This window comes from Haloterrigena salifodinae, from assembly GCF_003977755.1.
Taxonomy (GTDB): Archaea; Halobacteriota; Halobacteria; order Halobacteriales; family Natrialbaceae; genus Haloterrigena; species Haloterrigena salifodinae.
Genome location: NZ_RQWN01000002.1, coordinates 1,032,812 through 1,047,081 on the forward strand (window position 1 = coordinate 1,032,812; position 14,270 = coordinate 1,047,081).

Below are 14,270 nucleotides of genomic sequence, written 5' to 3' on the forward strand. Positions count from 1 at the left end.
AGGGTAAATTGGCGCGTTCTATCAGCGCGTGCGAACGCCGCTCCCGGCGGCGGATTTCGGCGGGGCGGCGACCGGCGCTCGCGACGAGTGCGACCCGAGAGGGTGCAGCGACGACCGCTACTAGGCTTTTGTCCGCTCGAGTCCTACGGACCCCATGCGCAGAACATCCGCGCGAAGTACGCGACTGCAACGGGAGATCGACGAGCTCGTCGCCCGGGGGTGGACGATCGAGGAGGAGGCGCCCGACCACGTGGTGATGATCGACCGGGAGTTCGGGTCGGTGGTCTCGCACCTGCTGGTCGCGATCCTGACGTTCTGGTTCTCGATGGGCGTCGGAAACGTCGTCTGGGGTGCCTACAACTACGTCGCGAACTCCCGGCGGCGCGTCCTCTGGGAGGACGGCCAAGACTGTCCGAACTGCGGCGCCAGCGCCTCGCCGGACGCCGCCTACTGCCCGGACTGCGGCGAGGAACTCTCGAGCGGACGCGACTCGAGCGCCACCGTCGTCTGTCCCGACTGCGAGGCCGCCGTCGACACGGGATCGCGGTACTGTCCGAACTGCGGGACGAAACTCGCCGACGCGGTCGGAGAGAGGACCGACGCGGTCGACAGTGGGGCCAGCACGGTCGACGACAGGACTGACACGTTCGACACCGGTTCCTGAGCTGCACGCGGACACGTCGTCGCGGAACCGAACCGATAGGTAGCTCGCCGTCCATGCCACGACTACGACGAATGGATCCCCACGACGCGCCCCACGTCCTCCTGACGAACGACGACGGGATCGACGCGCCCGGCATCCGGGCGCTGTACGACGCCCTGACCGAGGTCGCGACGGTGACCGTTATCGCGCCCGACCGCAACCAGAGCGCCGTCGGTCGGTCGCTCTCCTACGGGCGGACCGGTTCCGAGAGCGACGACCGCTCGATCGACCTCGAGGCCGACGGCTTCACCTCGCCAGTCCCCCACGCCGACCACGAACTCGGCTATGCCGTCGATGGGACGCCCTGCGACTGCGCCATCGTCGGCGTCAACGCCCTCGAGCCCCGACCCGACCTCGTCGTCTCCGGCTGCAACTCCGGGGCGAACCTCGGCGCCTACGTCTTCTCGCGGTCGGGGACCGTCAGCGCCGCCATGGAGGCCGCCTTCCTCGGGACGCCCTCGATCGCCGTCTCGATGGACACGCTGGGCATGGAGTCGGAACTCGAGCCCACGGACTTCGCCCACACCGGCGAAATCGCCGCCGCGCTCGTCGAAGGAGTACCTGGAACCGGTCTGTTCGACCGCGTCGACTACCTGAACGTCAACGTCCCGCGACCAGACGTCGAGAGCGAGGGGTTCGAACTCACCCGGCCGACGGAGGTGTACGAGATGGACGCGGCCCTCGAGAACGGGGAGTTCCAGCTCACGAATCGGCTCTGGCAGCAGATGGCCAACCGCGACATTCCCGATCCCGAGGACACGGACCGCCACGCGCTGCTCGAGGGGCAGCTCTCGGTCTCGCCGATGCGTGTCCCCTATGACGTCGTGAAAACGGACGCGGTGGCGAAGATTCTCGAGGACATTCTGTAGCGGCCGCCGGGTCGCAGAACGAGGGAGTGCGGAGCGGTACCGGCGATGCGACCGTCACCGGAAGCGGGTCGTGGACCGGATTGGTCGAAAACGCGCCTGTTTTACATCCCTCTCCCGAACGGTCGATATGGAGTGTCGCCACTGTGCATCGCCGCTCGAGAAACCCGGCGATTTCTGTCTCGTCTGCCGGGAAGCCAACACGGAAGCGATCGTCCTCGAGGCGGCACGCGAACGCGCGACACTGACGATGCTCGCGGCCGACGGTGACGGCGGTGACGGCGACGACGGACCGGCGAGACGGGACGACGATCCGATTCTGGGCGAGACGACGATCACTACAATGCCCGAAGACGGCGAGAACGAGGTCGTCGAACTCCGGAACTTCGCGGGGTTGATCGGTGACGAAATCCGCCGGAAACGACCCGAAGAGGTCTACGCCGGCGGCGATCGGGCGGTGATCCAGGCCGTTCGCGAGGACATCCACCACCAGTTCTACCGCGTCGAGGACGAGGATCCCGTCGACGCCGTCCTCGAGCGACGGGGCAACCGCGCGCTGGACGTCGTCCAGACGCCGCCCGCCGAAAAGATCGGCGGCAGCCACTCGACGCTGATCGGCGGCCGGACGGGGATGCGGGCGATCCGAACCGTCGCCGGCCACCCCCACGTCAAGAAGGTCATTCCGGGTCCGATCGACGCCGGCGGGAAGGGCTCCCAATCGGGGCTTCGCGCAAAAGTTACCCGCGCCGACGACGGCGGCAACGTTCGCATGCTCCTGCGAGACGGCTCGAGCGTCCAGGAGAACCGGGTCGTCACGACCGCGCGCGATCGGGAGATGGGCGAGCGGATCCGCGAGGACCTCAACGAAGTGCTGACGGACGCCGAGTTCCAGTAGCTCGCGCCCTCGTCCGCTGCGAGCGTCCGGTATCGCCGTCGCCGTTATCGTAGTAGAGGGCTGTCGGCGGTGACGGCCGCGCCTGCGCTTGACATCTCCCGCGTAAATATTGTCACTACCTGATGGAAGAGACAGTCTCTGCTGGTTCTCGGGTCCTTATCCGACCGGGTGTAATTAGATATAATTAGCCATGTTCGAGCGTCCCGACGCCGTGCTGGCTGCGATTCCGCTGCTCGCGCTGAGTGGGCTCGCCCTCCGATCAGCCATCGCGCTGACGGGCATCGGGACGGGACTGCTGGCCGCTCCCCTCGCCCCCGTCGGCTACCTCGCCGCGCTGTCGTTCGTCTTCCGGGAACTGCTCGCCGGGCCGGTCGCCGAGAAGGCGACGGAGTGACCGCGGGCGGGGCGGACCGATCGCCGCCGGCGTGCTCGTCTCACGCGGCGCGTCGAAGCCGGCCGAACTCAACAGGTTTAAGAATCCGCTGCCGATAGCTAGCCCTACTATGGCCAAGAAAGGAACTGTCGGTAGCGCGGGCCGATTCGGTGCACGCTACGGTCGCGTCGCCCGACGTCGCGTCAGCGAGATCGAAGACGATATGCAGAGCGCCGAGGTCGACGGCGACGACGTCACCCGCGTCGGCACCGGCATCTGGAAGAACGAGGAGACCGGCGAGGTCTTCACCGGCGGCGCCTACCGTCCGGAGACCCCCGCCGGCCGCACCGTCAAGCGCTCGATTCGCGCAGCGCTCGCCGAGGACGACGAGTAACCCTCTCGAGCCAGTATGAGTTACAAGTGCTCCCGCTGTAAACGTGACGTCCAGCTCGACGAGTACGGTGGCGTCCGCTGTCCCTACTGTGGCCACCGCGTGCTCCTGAAAGAACGCAGCCGGGACGTCAAGGAAGTCGGCGTCCAGTAACCGCGCGTGCCTTCTCACGACGCGACTCTCGAGTTCGACTACGAGACGCCGTCTCGCGCACGGCTCGTCGCCGAGAGCGTCGCCCGCGAGGTCGGCGAGATCGACGACGACCGTTCGCAGACGACCATCGACCGCGACGGCTCGACCGTCCGCATCGATATCGACGCCGCAGACGTGATCGCCCTGCGGGCGGCGCTGAACACCTGGTTTACGCTGGTCGACGTCGCCGAACACGCGGCCGAGGCCGGCACGGCGGCCCTCGAGCCGTAAGCGCCGCGACCGGCGCCGCTATCGACGATGCAGGTGCTGGTTTTCGATTTTTGCCTGTCGGCGCCGACGCATCGGTATGGCGACGGCTGACAGCCTGCGGCGGCGATTCCTGCTCGCGGGGGGAACGATCGGCTTCGGATTCGGCGCCGTCGTCGACACCGTGATCTTCCACCTCACGTTACAGACCCACCACCTGCTGTCGGGTTACTACGATCCCTACAGTCTCGACGGCTACCGGACGAACGTGATGTTCGACGGCCTGTTTCTGATCGCCACGCTCGCCATCACGTGCGTCGGCTTCGGACTGCTCTGGCGCGTGGTCAACGGCACGGACCGACGCTTCTCGACGACATATCTGCTCGGCTCGGTCCTCGTCGGTGCGGGCGTGTTCAACGTCTACGACGGGGTCGTCGACCACTACGTGCTCGACCTGCACAACGTCGTCCATGGGACCGAAGCGTGGAACCCCCACTGGGTCGTCGTCAGCGTCATCCTGCTCGCGCTCGGGCTGGGTCTCCTGCGAGTGGCCGACGGCCCCGTCCGGCCGAGAAACACCGACGCGCGCCACCTCGAGTGAGAAATCACGGCGCGTCGACCCCGCTTAGGCGTCCAGCGCCATCGTCACCGAATCGCCCTCGAGAAACGCGGTTTCGTACCCCTCGTGGCGCGCTACCTGCGGCGGCGTCTCGAGGTCGATCGCGAGCCCGTCGCCGCCGTCGAGGAGGGACGGATCGACGGCCGTCCGGTAGCAGTGACCGAGCATGGCGTCGATCGTCTCCTCGAGGTGTGCGCTCGCGACTCGGTCGCCGCCTCGGGAGACCGCCGCTGAGAGCGAGGCGAAGGGGAGTGGATACGCGTTGTGGGCCGTTCGCGCCGTCACCGCGAGCGCCGGCCGGTCGGTTCGGGCTCGATCCGCGTCGAGGAGCGTCGCGGCGTACTCGACGTCGCCACTCGTCGCGCGGCCGAGTATTGCTGCTGATTCCCGATCGCGCTTGTCACTGTTCTCCGCGCCGACGGCGTGATCCATCGGCTCGAGCGCGTCGGCCTCGCCGCGGCCCTCGTCCTCGTCGATCAACCGGCGCTCGATATCGTCGATCGCGTCGGTCTCGAATGCGAAGTCGATCTCGACGCTCGTCTCGGCCCCGAGGCCGTCGGCGACGCCGCCGATCGTGTCCGTGGTCGTCGCCCCGATTCGGATCGTCGCCGTATACTGGCCGTCGCCCTCGAGCGGAACGTTGTCGCCGTAGTGGGGCCCCATCCGCTGGGAGAGCATCGGCCAGAGCGACCGCTCGTCAACCGTGGCGGTGTCATCGCTGGCGTCGGTACCGTCGTTCCGCGTCCGGATCGCCGTCCGAACCGACGCCGGAACGAACGTCCCGGTCTCGGTGTCCCGGACGGTCACCATCAGATGGACGTCGTGGCGGGAGCGGATATCTGCCCGATTGCGATCGGCGTCGGCGACGATCCAAAAGGAGTGCGGACGGGTCGCCAGCAGGGCGATCTCGCGCCCGCCGGCGGTCGCGGTCCCGTAGGTCACCATCCCATCGGCATGGGGCGGAACGTAGACGCCCTCGGGCGGATCGACGACGAGTTCGCGCCAGGCGTCCTCCCGGCGAAACGTCTCGAGGCAGCCGGCGGACAGCCCCGCGAGGAGAGCGCCGCCGGTCGAGAGCGCCGTGCGCCGTCGCATCGCCCGTTCAACGCCGTCGCGACGGATAGTCGTGGGGGCTGCTGGTGCCGACTTTCCGGTCGATGACAAAGCTTGGCTTTATCAGTCCGGAGGGCGACGGTCGAGGTATGCAGGGTAATCTGCCGCCGGAAGCACAAGAGAAAATCGAACAGCTTCAGGACCTTCAGGAGACCGCACAGCAGGTCGCCGTCCAGAAGCAGGAAGCCGAATCGAACCTTACCGAAGCCGAGAACGCCCTCGAGGAGCTCGACGAGATTGACGCCGAGACGCCGATGTACCGCAAGGTCGGCGAACTGCTCGTCGAGACCGAGTACGACGAGGCCGAGGAGGACCTCGACGAGAAGGTCGACTCCCTCGAGATCCGACTCGAGACCCTCGAGAAGCAGGAAGAGCGCGTCCAGGATCAGTTCGAGGAGCTCCAGGACGAGCTCGAGGAACTGCTCGGCGGCGCCGGCGGCGGCATGGGCGGCCCGGCCGGCCCGGGCGGCCCGGGCGCAGGCGGCGCATAAATGTCGACCGGCGAACCGACCGACGAGGAGGTCGTGCAGACGGCCTCCGACGCTGCGGAAGGCTACGTCTTCTCGCAGTACAAGCAATCGGCAGTGCGTGATCTCGACGTCACCGTCACCTTCGAGGACGGCGTCCTCGAGGTCGACGTCTATCTGAACGCGCCCGGAGGTCCGGACGATCCCGACCCCGAACGGGTCGCCGACGACGCCGCGCTCGTCGCGCGGGACGCCGTCGACGAACTGTTCGGCGAGTAACGGTCGAAACCGACCCCCTTCTCGATTGCTCTCTCGACGGTGAGCAACGGGTATAGCGGTTGACCGCCGGTTGCAGCCGATATGGTACGGGTATCACGTCTCGTCCGAGACGGAACTGGTATCCGCGCGACTACTCGAGTCAGCGACTCGAGACGACTAGGCCCGCGCCGATGACCCAGCCGGGTGTCGAGGCCATGCCGTCTTTGTCCTCCCATCCGTTCTCGCGGAGGCCTCGAGAGTCCGGAACACGACTACGAGAGAACACGCCGGTGAGGATCCTCGAGACTGTCGCAGCTAGCGGATGATAGCGAAACCGACAGATGAATGACTGAGCGGTAGAGAACCGGTAGCCGGATCGACCGACGAGACGGCTCGAGTTGCCCTACCGAGACTCGCAGATCTCGAGGAAGTTCTCGAAGATTTCGTCGCCTTCCTCAGTGTGGGCGACCTCCGGGTGCCACTGGACGCCGTAGAGGTCGCGGTCGGTGTCGCTCATCGCCTCGACGCCGCAGACGTCGCTCTTGGCGGTGAGTTCGAATCCGTCGGGCAGTTCCTTGACCTCGTCGGCGTGGCTTGCCCAGACGCGGGTTTCCGGATGGAGCGACCCGGTCAGCGGGTCGTCGTCATCGACGATCTCGACGTTCACGTCGGCGTACCCGCCGTACTCGCCGCCACCGACGCGGCCGTTGAGCTCCTCGGCGATCAGTTGCATCCCCAGGCAGATACCGAGTACCGGTACGCCCGCCTCGAGGTAGTCGGCGGAACGGCCGATCCGGTCCATGTCGGGGCCGCCGGAGAGGACAACGCCGTCGGCGTCGACGTCTTCGGGCGGTGTCTCGTTGTCGATTAACTCCGTATCGACGCCGAGGTCGCGAAGGGCCCGGCGCTCTAAGTGGGTGAACTGTCCGTGGTTGTCCACCACGACGATCTTCGTCATTGGAGGGTCCTAGCCAGTCACCCGGTAAAAACGGTCCGGAAACCATTGTCGCCGCGCGCCGGTCGCCGTCTGTGCACTTATTCGCTACCACGCACCTTTCCAATTTACTTTCTCGGAATGTAACGGTGTTCCGTGCATCTTATCGACAGAATAGACCAAGAATAGGAATCATCCAACCACCGTATAGTACGATACCAAAACATTCATACATACTCCTGAGGTATCGTGTACTATGACACTCGAGGCCGGATCGGTCGGAAGTGAGTCGGCGACCGACGGCGATGTCGTCGCCGCGATCGACGAGATCGACGGTCAGCCGCACCTCGTGATCGCCGATATCGGACGGGACGACGTCTGGCTCTCGATGACCGAGGAGAACGCCGCCTCGCTGGACGAGTGGCGATAGCGCCACACCGCGGGTTTGCTGTCCCGATGGCGGTATCCGGTTCGCAACTAACAGCAACCGGTTCCGGGTTCCGGTACGCTTATACGCGTCTCACGGAACGATACCAGTATGGCAATCAATCTCAGTGAGTTCGATCATCCGGCGTGGCTCACCGCGGCCGGCGCGGGTCTCGGGTATCTGCTGATCCTCGCCGTGTTCACGGTCGCCCTGTTTGTCGTGCCGTACGTCGTCTTCACGGCGCTATAGTCGGTCCGCGTCCGGATGCGGACTCGCACGAGTACTTTCGCTTTGCCGTTCCGGGTGGGCGTTGTCTCTTCCGCTTCGAGCCGATAGCGCGGCGCTCGAGGCGAAGTGTGTCCGAGTAACCCTCTGAACGCGGCGCTCTCGAGCGGTGAAAACGGAGAGAGAAACTCGTCTAGGCGAAGGTCTTCGAGACGTCCTCGGTTTCGCTCGAGTCGGCTTGGACCTTGTCCCAGGCGCTGTGGAAGTCCTCCATGCGGATTTCCGTGCGGTCGTCGCGGATGGCGAACATGCCGGCCTCGGTACAGATGGCCTTGATGTCGGCCCCGGAGGCCTCCTCGACTTCCTCGGCCAGCGCTTCAAACTCGACGTCGTCGGCGACGTTCATGCCGCGGGTGTGGATCTTGAAGATGATCTCCCGCCCCTCGGCGTCGGGCTTGGGGACCTCGATGAGTCGGTCGAACCGACCGGGCCGGAGGATCGCGCGGTCGAGCATGTCGAAGCGGTTGGTGGCGGCGATGATACGGATCTCGCCACGTTCTTCGAAGCCGTCCATCTCCGAGAGGAGCTGCATCATGGTCCGCTGGACCTCGGCGTCGCCGGAGGTCTTGGACTCGGTCCGCTTGGCGGCGATAGCGTCGATCTCGTCGATAAAGATGACCGCGGGCTCGTGCTCGCGGGCGACGTCGAAGAGGTCGCGGACGAGTTTTGCGCCCTCACCGATGAATTTGTGGACCAGCTCGGAGCCGGCCATCTTGATGAAGGTGGCGTTGGTCTCGTTAGCGACGGCCTTGGCGAGCATCGTCTTGCCCGTCCCCGGCGGGCCGTAGAGCAGAACGCCGCTCGGGGGTTCGATCCCGACGTCGTCGAACATCTCGGGCTTTTCGAGGGGCATTTCGACGGTCTCGCGGACCTCCTGCATCTGCTCCTCGAGGCCGCCGATATCCTCGTAGCTGACCTCGGGGCTCTCGGTGACTTCCATCACGCGAGCGCGGACGTCGGTCTCGTTCGAGAGCGTCTTGACGATCGACAGCGAGTTGTTGACGGCAACTCGGTCGTCGGGTCCGAGGTCCTCTCGCATCTCCTCGGTGACCTCCGTCAGCGCCTCCTGGTTGTTCCCGTGCTGTTTGATAATGACGCCCTCGTCCGTGGTCTCCTGGACGGTGGCGACGAACAGCGGCGACTGCTTGAGTTTCTTGTTCTCGTGGGTCAGTCGCTCGAGTTTCTGCTGGTACTTGTTGTTCTCGGCGTTCGCATCGAGGAGCTTGTCACGCATCTCCTCGTTTTGCGACTCGAGGACCTCCAGCCGTTCCTCGAGCGCCTGGATCTTCTCCTGTTGGGACGCCTCGTCCTCGTCGTATGGGAGGTCGACGTCGTCCACAGTGTCGCTCATCACCCGACCTTTGGGGGCTGGTTCATAAGAGGCTTCGGGTAGGTACACTCGTCTCGGAATATGAACGGCGCGCATTTTTTGAAACAGAAAATATTATCAGCCTGTATTCGAAACGGGAAGGTGATGAGCGCTTCAGAATCGCTTCGACAGGAGCCCGAGGAGCGGGGAACGTGGGACGACGTCAGAGAGCTTCCGCCGAGTGCCAAACTCGTCGCGAAGGTCCTCGAGTACAACGACACGATGACCCAACAGCAGATCGCCGACGAGACGCTGCTGCCCTCCCGAACGGTGCGGTACGCCCTGAACCGCCTCGAGGAGGAGAACGTCATCGACTCCCGGTTCTCGTTTTCCGACGCCCGCAAGCGTCTGTACAGCCTCGAGATCGAATCCTAAGTCGGAATCGAATCTCCTTACTGCTCGACTATCAGCGCGTCACCGATTATCGCTTCGCTTTCAATTCTCTCGTCGCTGCTCGCGACGAGTGCGTCAGTCGACGTCTGACGGCCCTTGGTGTTCGTCCGGACTGGAACGGTTGCGTTCGGAGTAGCTATCTGCGGTGGTGCGCGCTGTCGATCGTGTCTGAACGGAGAGCAGACCGATCGACGACGCCGTACGAGGTCTTCGTGAGCGTAGCGAGCGAAGGCTTGGCGGACGCTTCGCGTCTGCCAGTGGATGAATGAGCGACGAGAGGAGTGAGCGAATCGGTTGGGTGGGTGTGGAAACCCCTGTTGCCACGATGGCAGAAGTGAGTGGGACGAAGTGAATGGGTGTAGCTTCGATGAAACGTAGCGTCCTGCTGATCCTGGCAACCGGGGATCGCCACGCCCACCCCACCCGATTCGTTCGGTCGCTTTGCTCCCTCACTCATCCCTCGCACGGTGTTATCGTCCGGCCTCACTCCCGTTCGGTCGGACGAAAGCGCGCGCCACCGCACCCCTGCACTACTCCGTCTCCGGTGAATCACACTCCAACTCCTCCCCTGTCTCCCCGAGCGAACTGTCGCGTTCACTTTCACGTCGGTCACGGAACCCCTTTAGGGAGCGCCTACCAACGACTGTGCAATGACGCGGGTTATCCATACGGGCGATACCCACATCGGGTATCAGCAATACAACTCTCCACAGCGCCGCGAGGACTTCCTCGAGGCCTTTCGCTCGGTCGTCGAGGACGCGGTCGCCGACGGCGTCGACGCCGTGGTCCACGCCGGCGACCTCTTTCACGACCGACGGCCGAGCCTGGTCGACCTCCAGGGCACCGTCGAAATTCTGCGCACGCTCGACGACGCCGACATTCCCTTTCTGGCCGTCGTCGGCAACCACGAGTCGAAACGCGACGCCCAGTGGCTCGACCTCTTCGCGGATCTCGGACTGGCGACCCGCCTCGGCGCCGACCCCGAGATCGTCGGCGACGTCGCCCTCTACGGTCTCGATTTCGTTCCCCGTTCGCGCCGCGACGATCTCGAGTACGCGTTCGAGCCGATCCCCGACGCTGCCGAGCACGCGACGCTGGTGACCCACGGCCTCTTCGAGCCCTTCGCCCACGCCGACTGGGACACCGAAGAAGTGCTCGAGGAGTCGACAGTCGACTTCGATGCCGTCCTGCTTGGCGACAACCACAAACCCGACACCGCGGAGGTCATGGATACCTGGGTCACCTACTGCGGGTCGACCGAGCGCGCGAGCGCCAGCGAACGGGAGGACCGGGGCTACAACCTCGTGGACTTCGACGAGGACGGCGGCGTCGCGATCAGCCGCCGCGGGCTCGCGGACACCCGCGAGTTCGTCTTCGTCGACGTCGAACTCGAGGCCGGCGAGGGCGTCGACCGCGTCCAGGAGCGAGTTCGCCAGCACGACCTCGAGGACGCCGTCGTCGTCGTCACCGTCGAGGGCGAGGGGAAGCCGATCACCCCCGCGACGATCGAGGAGGCCGCCATCGATCGCGGTGCGATGGTCGCCCGGGTCAACGACCGCCGGGAACTACCCGACGAGGACGAAGAGGTCTCCGTCAGCTTCGCCGACCCCGATGCGGCGGTCCGCGAGCGCGTCCGAGAACTGGGACTCAGTGACGCTGCCCGGAGCATCGACAAGACCGTCCGCGATGACGATCTGGTCGACTCGAACGTCCGCGAGACCGTCGAGCGCCGCGTTCGCGACCTGCTCGAGGACGACGAGTCGGCGTTTGATCCCGCGCCCGAACGCGCCCCCGAGGACGAGGACGTGACGACTGTCGCGGACGAACTGGCCGGCGACGACGCGAGCGGCGATCCCTCGGCGGCCGCCGATGCGGAATCGGTGGCCGCGAACGGCGGTGAAGCCGCAGCGACAGCCGACGACGAACCCGAGGCCGCCGAAGCCGAAACGGAATCCGCGCCCGCGGATGAGGACTCGAGCGATGAACCGACGGACGACTCAGTCGACGCCGACACCGCTTCGCTGGGTGATTTCGCGTGAGGGTCGACCGCGTCCGCCTGCTGAACTTCAAGTGCTACGGTGAGGCCGACCTCGGCTTGGAGCGGGGCGTCACCGTCGTCCACGGCGTCAACGGCAGCGGGAAGTCGACGCTGCTCGAGGCCGTCTTCTTTGCGCTCTACGGCTCGAAGGCCTTAGACGACCGCACCTTAGACGACGTGATCACGACCGGCGAGGAGGAGTCCGAGATCGAACTCTGGTTCACCCACGACAGCCGGGAGTACCACGTCGAGCGCCGCCTGAAGCTCCGCGGCGACCGCGCGACGACCACGAAGTGCGTCCTCGAGATGCCGACCGAGACGGTCGAGGGGGCCCGCGACGTCCGTCGGGAAGTCACGGAACTCCTGCGGATGGACGCCGAAGCGTTCGTCAACTGCGCGTACGTCCGCCAGGGCGAGGTCAACAAGCTCATCCACGCTTCGCCGAGCGACCGCCAGGACATGATCGACGACCTCCTCCAGCTAGGCGCGCTCGAGGAGTACCGCGAGCGGGCCAGCGACGCCCGCCTCGGCGTCAAGACCGTCCTCGACGGCCAGCGGGAGGTCCTCGAGGACCTCCGCAAACAGGTCGAGCAGAAGGAAGCGAAGGATCTCCACGAGCGACTCAACGGGCTCGAGTCCCGCCGAACCGACGTCCGAGAGGAGATCGACCGCTTCGAGGAGCAACGCGAACAGGCCAGACAGACCCTCGAGACGGCCGCGGACGTCCTCGAGCGCCACGAGGAGACCCGCGAGGAGATCGAGCGACTCGACGAGGAGATCGAGGACCTGCGGTCGAAGGTTTCTGAAACTGAACGGAAGCGCGAGAACGCGAAAGACGAGATTCGGGATCTCGAATCCCAACGTGAGGAACTCGCCGACGAACGCGAGGAGTTGCTGGCCGAGGTCAACCTCGAGGACGCCGAGAATGGTACCGGCGACGAGGCCGTCGAAGACCGAATCGAGGACCTCGAGGCCCGCGACGAGGACCTCCGAGACGAACTCGAGGAAGTCCGCGTCGCGATCACCGAGACTAACGGCGAGATCGAACGGCTCCGCGAGGAGGCCGACGACCTCGAGGCCCAGGCGGAACAGGCTCGAGCGGACGCCGACGATCTCGAGTCGAAACTCGAGGCCGACGAGGAGGCCATCACGGACCGCGAAGGGAAACTCGAGGAACTCGACGAACAGATTGAGGCGGCGCGCGAACGGTTCGCGGACGCGCCGGTCGACTTCGGCGACGCGGCCGAGCACCTCGAGTCCCTCGAGCGCGAACGCGACGAGTTAACCGACGAGATCGGCGACGTCACGGCCGACATTCGGACCGTCGAGAATGCCATCGAGGAGGGCGAACGCCTCCTCGAGGAAGGAAAGTGTCCAGAGTGTGGCCAGCCCGTCGAGGACTCGCCCCACGTCGACGTCTTAGAAGAGAAACGCGAGGAACGCGACGAGCTCGGGGAACGACGGGACGACCTCGAGGCCGAGCACGACGAGCTCGACGATCGGATTGACCGCGCCGAGGACCTCCGCGAGGCCGAGCGCCGCGTCGACCGCCTCGCGGAGAACCGTGAGAACATCGAGCAGTTGCTCGCAGAGAAACGCGAGACCCTCGAGGAGCGCCGGGAACAGCGCGATCGGCTCCGCGAGGAGGCCGCGGCGTACGAGGACGAGGCCGCGGAGAAACGCGCGCAAGCGGACGATCTCGAGGAGGAGATAGCCGACCACCGCAGCGAACTCGGCGCGATCAACACCGAGCGCGGCGAGATCAAGGCGTCGCTCGAGTCGCTGCGCCGTATCGCCGAGATCGACGACGAGCGGGCGGAGCTCGCCGCCGAGATCGAGAATCGACGGGAGCGCCGTGACGACTGGCAAACGATGAACGACGAACGCCGCGAGACGCTCTCGAGCAAACGCGAGCGCAAGCGCGACCTCGAGTCGGAGTTCGACGAGGAACGCATCGAGACGGCCCGCGGGGACAAGGAAAACGCCGAACAGTACATCGCGAAGGTCGACGACAAACTCGAGGAACTCGAGGAGACGCGCACCGAGATCCAGAACGCCATCGGCGCCGCCGAACGGGAACTCGAGGAGCTCGAAGAGCTTCGGGACCGCCTCGAGGCGATCGAGGAGCGCTGCGAGCGCCTCGAGTCGCTGTACGACGAGGCCGAGACGCTGCAGGCGACCTACGCGGACCTGCGGGCGGAACTGCGCCAACGCAACGTCGAGACCCTCGAGCGACTGCTCAACGAAACGTTCGATCTGGTCTACCAGAACGATTCCTACGCGGGGATCGACCTCGACGGCGAGTACCGGCTGACGGTCTACCAGAAGGACGGCGAGGCCTTAGAGCCCGAACAGCTCTCCGGCGGCGAACGAGCGCTCTTCAATCTCAGCCTGCGGTGTGCCATCTACCGACTGCTTGCGGAGGGCGTCGAGGGATCGGCGCCGATGCCGCCGCTGATCTTGGACGAGCCGACGGTCTTCCTCGACTCGGGCCACGTCACGCAACTCGTCTCGCTGGTCGAATCGATGCGGGATCTGGGCGTCGAGCAGATCGTCGTCGTCAGCCACGACGAGGAACTCGTCGGCGCGGCCGACTCGCTGGTCCGCGTCGAGAAAGACGCCACGTCGAACCGCTCGCGACTCGAGCGCGGCGAACCGCCGGAGATCGAACTGCTCGCGTCGGACTGAGGCGCGGCGTCACGGACGCTTCCGAGCCGCGGCGCCCGAGGCGGAAGCGGCG

General features: G+C 65.7%; 18 protein-coding genes. 15 read left to right on the forward strand and 3 right to left on the reverse strand.

Annotated features, from left to right (window positions below; translation table 11 throughout):
• The first annotated feature begins 154 nt into the window (after window positions 1-154).
• The 8 genes from EH209_RS13670 to EH209_RS13705 all read left to right on the forward strand — a co-directional run bounded on the left by EH209_RS13670 (window position 155) and on the right by EH209_RS13705 (window position 4,228).
• Complete coding sequence (locus EH209_RS13670) at window positions 155-664, forward strand: zinc ribbon domain-containing protein (RefSeq protein ID WP_126663410.1); 510 nt, start codon at window positions 155-157, stop codon at window positions 662-664.
• Between the two features lie 71 nt (window positions 665-735).
• On the forward strand, window positions 736-1,572 hold the full coding sequence (gene surE / locus EH209_RS13675) for a 5'/3'-nucleotidase SurE (protein WP_126663411.1): 837 nt from the start codon (window positions 736-738) through the stop codon (window positions 1,570-1,572).
• Window positions 1,573-1,699: 127 nt separating this feature from the next.
• Window positions 1,700-2,464, forward strand: coding sequence for a DUF2103 domain-containing protein (locus tag EH209_RS13680; RefSeq protein WP_126663412.1), 765 nt, complete (start codon window positions 1,700-1,702; stop codon window positions 2,462-2,464).
• A 190-nt stretch (window positions 2,465-2,654) separates the two neighbouring features.
• Window positions 2,655-2,858, forward strand: a complete 204-nt coding sequence (locus tag EH209_RS13685) for a hypothetical protein (protein WP_126663413.1) — start codon at window positions 2,655-2,657, stop codon at window positions 2,856-2,858.
• Window positions 2,859-2,967: 109 nt separating this feature from the next.
• On the forward strand, window positions 2,968-3,231 hold the full coding sequence (locus tag EH209_RS13690; protein ID WP_126663414.1) for a 50S ribosomal protein L37ae: 264 nt from the start codon (window positions 2,968-2,970) through the stop codon (window positions 3,229-3,231).
• Between the two features lie 15 nt (window positions 3,232-3,246).
• A complete protein-coding gene (locus EH209_RS13695) occupies window positions 3,247-3,381 on the forward strand; it encodes a DNA-directed RNA polymerase subunit P (protein ID WP_124196427.1) in 135 nt (44 codons plus the stop codon).
• Between the two features lie 6 nt (window positions 3,382-3,387).
• Window positions 3,388-3,651, forward strand: coding sequence for a KEOPS complex subunit Pcc1 (locus EH209_RS13700; RefSeq protein ID WP_126663415.1), 264 nt, complete (start codon window positions 3,388-3,390; stop codon window positions 3,649-3,651).
• Window positions 3,652-3,727: 76 nt separating this feature from the next.
• Entirely contained in the window at window positions 3,728-4,228 is a 501-nt protein-coding gene (locus EH209_RS13705) for a DUF2243 domain-containing protein (protein WP_126663416.1), read from the forward strand.
• A gap of 24 nt (window positions 4,229-4,252) precedes the next feature.
• On the opposite strand, the gene EH209_RS13710 is transcribed toward EH209_RS13705, so the two are convergent.
• Window positions 4,253-5,341: an iron transporter gene (locus EH209_RS13710; protein WP_126663417.1), complete on the reverse strand. Its 1,089-nt coding sequence runs from the start codon at window positions 5,339-5,341 to the stop codon at window positions 4,253-4,255.
• 107 nt (window positions 5,342-5,448) lie between these two features.
• Here EH209_RS13710 and EH209_RS13715 point away from each other — a divergent pair, with 107 nt between their 5' ends.
• Together EH209_RS13715 and EH209_RS13720 are read left to right on the forward strand one after the other, a co-directional pair.
• Entirely contained in the window at window positions 5,449-5,850 is a 402-nt protein-coding gene (locus EH209_RS13715) for a prefoldin subunit beta (protein ID WP_126663418.1), read from the forward strand.
• Window positions 5,851-6,105, forward strand: coding sequence for a DUF3194 domain-containing protein (locus EH209_RS13720; RefSeq protein ID WP_126663419.1), 255 nt, complete (start codon window positions 5,851-5,853; stop codon window positions 6,103-6,105).
• Between the two features lie 382 nt (window positions 6,106-6,487).
• On the opposite strand, the gene EH209_RS13725 is transcribed toward EH209_RS13720, so the two are convergent.
• Entirely contained in the window at window positions 6,488-7,042 is a 555-nt protein-coding gene (locus EH209_RS13725) for a GMP synthase subunit A (RefSeq protein WP_126663420.1), read from the reverse strand.
• A 232-nt stretch (window positions 7,043-7,274) separates the two neighbouring features.
• Between EH209_RS13725 and EH209_RS24090 the strand changes: the two genes are divergently transcribed.
• A complete protein-coding gene (locus EH209_RS24090) occupies window positions 7,275-7,448 on the forward strand; it encodes a DUF7556 family protein (protein WP_164722046.1) in 174 nt (57 codons plus the stop codon).
• 108 nt (window positions 7,449-7,556) lie between these two features.
• The gene (locus tag EH209_RS24095; RefSeq protein WP_164722047.1) at window positions 7,557-7,694 is read left to right on the forward strand and encodes a hypothetical protein; all 138 of its coding nucleotides are present in this window, start codon (window positions 7,557-7,559) and stop codon (window positions 7,692-7,694) included.
• A gap of 169 nt (window positions 7,695-7,863) precedes the next feature.
• Here the strand turns inward: EH209_RS24095 and pan1 are convergent, their stop codons facing one another.
• Window positions 7,864-9,081, reverse strand: coding sequence for a proteasome-activating nucleotidase Pan1 (gene pan1 / locus EH209_RS13730; RefSeq protein ID WP_126663421.1), 1,218 nt, complete (start codon window positions 9,079-9,081; stop codon window positions 7,864-7,866).
• Window positions 9,082-9,204: 123 nt separating this feature from the next.
• Here pan1 and EH209_RS13735 point away from each other — a divergent pair, with 123 nt between their 5' ends.
• From EH209_RS13735 to rad50, 3 genes are all read left to right on the forward strand, one after another.
• Window positions 9,205-9,474 carry a MarR family transcriptional regulator gene (locus tag EH209_RS13735; RefSeq protein WP_008896746.1) on the forward strand — a complete coding sequence of 90 codons (270 nt, stop codon included), beginning with the start codon at window positions 9,205-9,207 and terminating at the stop codon, window positions 9,472-9,474.
• 668 nt (window positions 9,475-10,142) lie between these two features.
• Window positions 10,143-11,531 (forward strand): DNA double-strand break repair protein Mre11, encoded by a 1,389-nt coding sequence (gene mre11, locus EH209_RS13740; protein WP_126663422.1) that lies wholly within the window; start codon window positions 10,143-10,145, stop codon window positions 11,529-11,531.
• Window positions 11,528-14,218, forward strand: a complete 2,691-nt coding sequence (gene rad50, locus EH209_RS13745; RefSeq protein ID WP_126663423.1) for a DNA double-strand break repair ATPase Rad50 — start codon at window positions 11,528-11,530, stop codon at window positions 14,216-14,218. The genes mre11 and rad50 overlap by 4 nt, the downstream gene beginning before the upstream one ends.
• Window positions 14,219-14,270 lie beyond the last annotated feature (52 nt).

Excerpts from the sequence above, each read along its gene's own strand:
- EH209_RS13670 (WP_126663410.1), top strand. The coding sequence starts at position 155 with ATGCGCAGAACATCCGCGCGAAGTACGCGACTGCAACGGGAGATCGAC.
- EH209_RS13685 (WP_126663413.1), top strand. The coding sequence starts at position 2,655 with ATGTTCGAGCGTCCCGACGCCGTGCTGGCTGCGATTCCGCTGCTCGCG.
- EH209_RS13690 (WP_126663414.1), top strand. The coding sequence starts at position 2,968 with ATGGCCAAGAAAGGAACTGTCGGTAGCGCGGGCCGATTCGGTGCACGC.
- EH209_RS24095 (WP_164722047.1), top strand. The coding sequence starts at position 7,557 with ATGGCAATCAATCTCAGTGAGTTCGATCATCCGGCGTGGCTCACCGCG.
- EH209_RS13695 (WP_124196427.1), top strand. The coding sequence starts at position 3,247 with ATGAGTTACAAGTGCTCCCGCTGTAAACGTGACGTCCAGCTCGACGAG.
- EH209_RS13725 (WP_126663420.1), bottom strand. The coding sequence starts at position 7,042 with ATGACGAAGATCGTCGTGGTGGACAACCACGGACAGTTCACCCACTTA.
- pan1 (WP_126663421.1), bottom strand. The coding sequence starts at position 9,081 with ATGAGCGACACTGTGGACGACGTCGACCTCCCATACGACGAGGACGAG.
- EH209_RS13720 (WP_126663419.1), top strand. The coding sequence starts at position 5,851 with ATGTCGACCGGCGAACCGACCGACGAGGAGGTCGTGCAGACGGCCTCC.
- mre11 (WP_126663422.1), top strand. The coding sequence starts at position 10,143 with ATGACGCGGGTTATCCATACGGGCGATACCCACATCGGGTATCAGCAA.
- EH209_RS13680 (WP_126663412.1), top strand. The coding sequence starts at position 1,700 with ATGGAGTGTCGCCACTGTGCATCGCCGCTCGAGAAACCCGGCGATTTC.
- surE (WP_126663411.1), top strand. The coding sequence starts at position 736 with ATGGATCCCCACGACGCGCCCCACGTCCTCCTGACGAACGACGACGGG.
- EH209_RS24090 (WP_164722046.1), top strand. The coding sequence starts at position 7,275 with ATGACACTCGAGGCCGGATCGGTCGGAAGTGAGTCGGCGACCGACGGC.
- EH209_RS13705 (WP_126663416.1), top strand. The coding sequence starts at position 3,728 with ATGGCGACGGCTGACAGCCTGCGGCGGCGATTCCTGCTCGCGGGGGGA.
- EH209_RS13710 (WP_126663417.1), bottom strand. The coding sequence starts at position 5,341 with ATGCGACGGCGCACGGCGCTCTCGACCGGCGGCGCTCTCCTCGCGGGG.
- EH209_RS13735 (WP_008896746.1), top strand. The coding sequence starts at position 9,205 with ATGAGCGCTTCAGAATCGCTTCGACAGGAGCCCGAGGAGCGGGGAACG.
- EH209_RS13715 (WP_126663418.1), top strand. The coding sequence starts at position 5,449 with ATGCAGGGTAATCTGCCGCCGGAAGCACAAGAGAAAATCGAACAGCTT.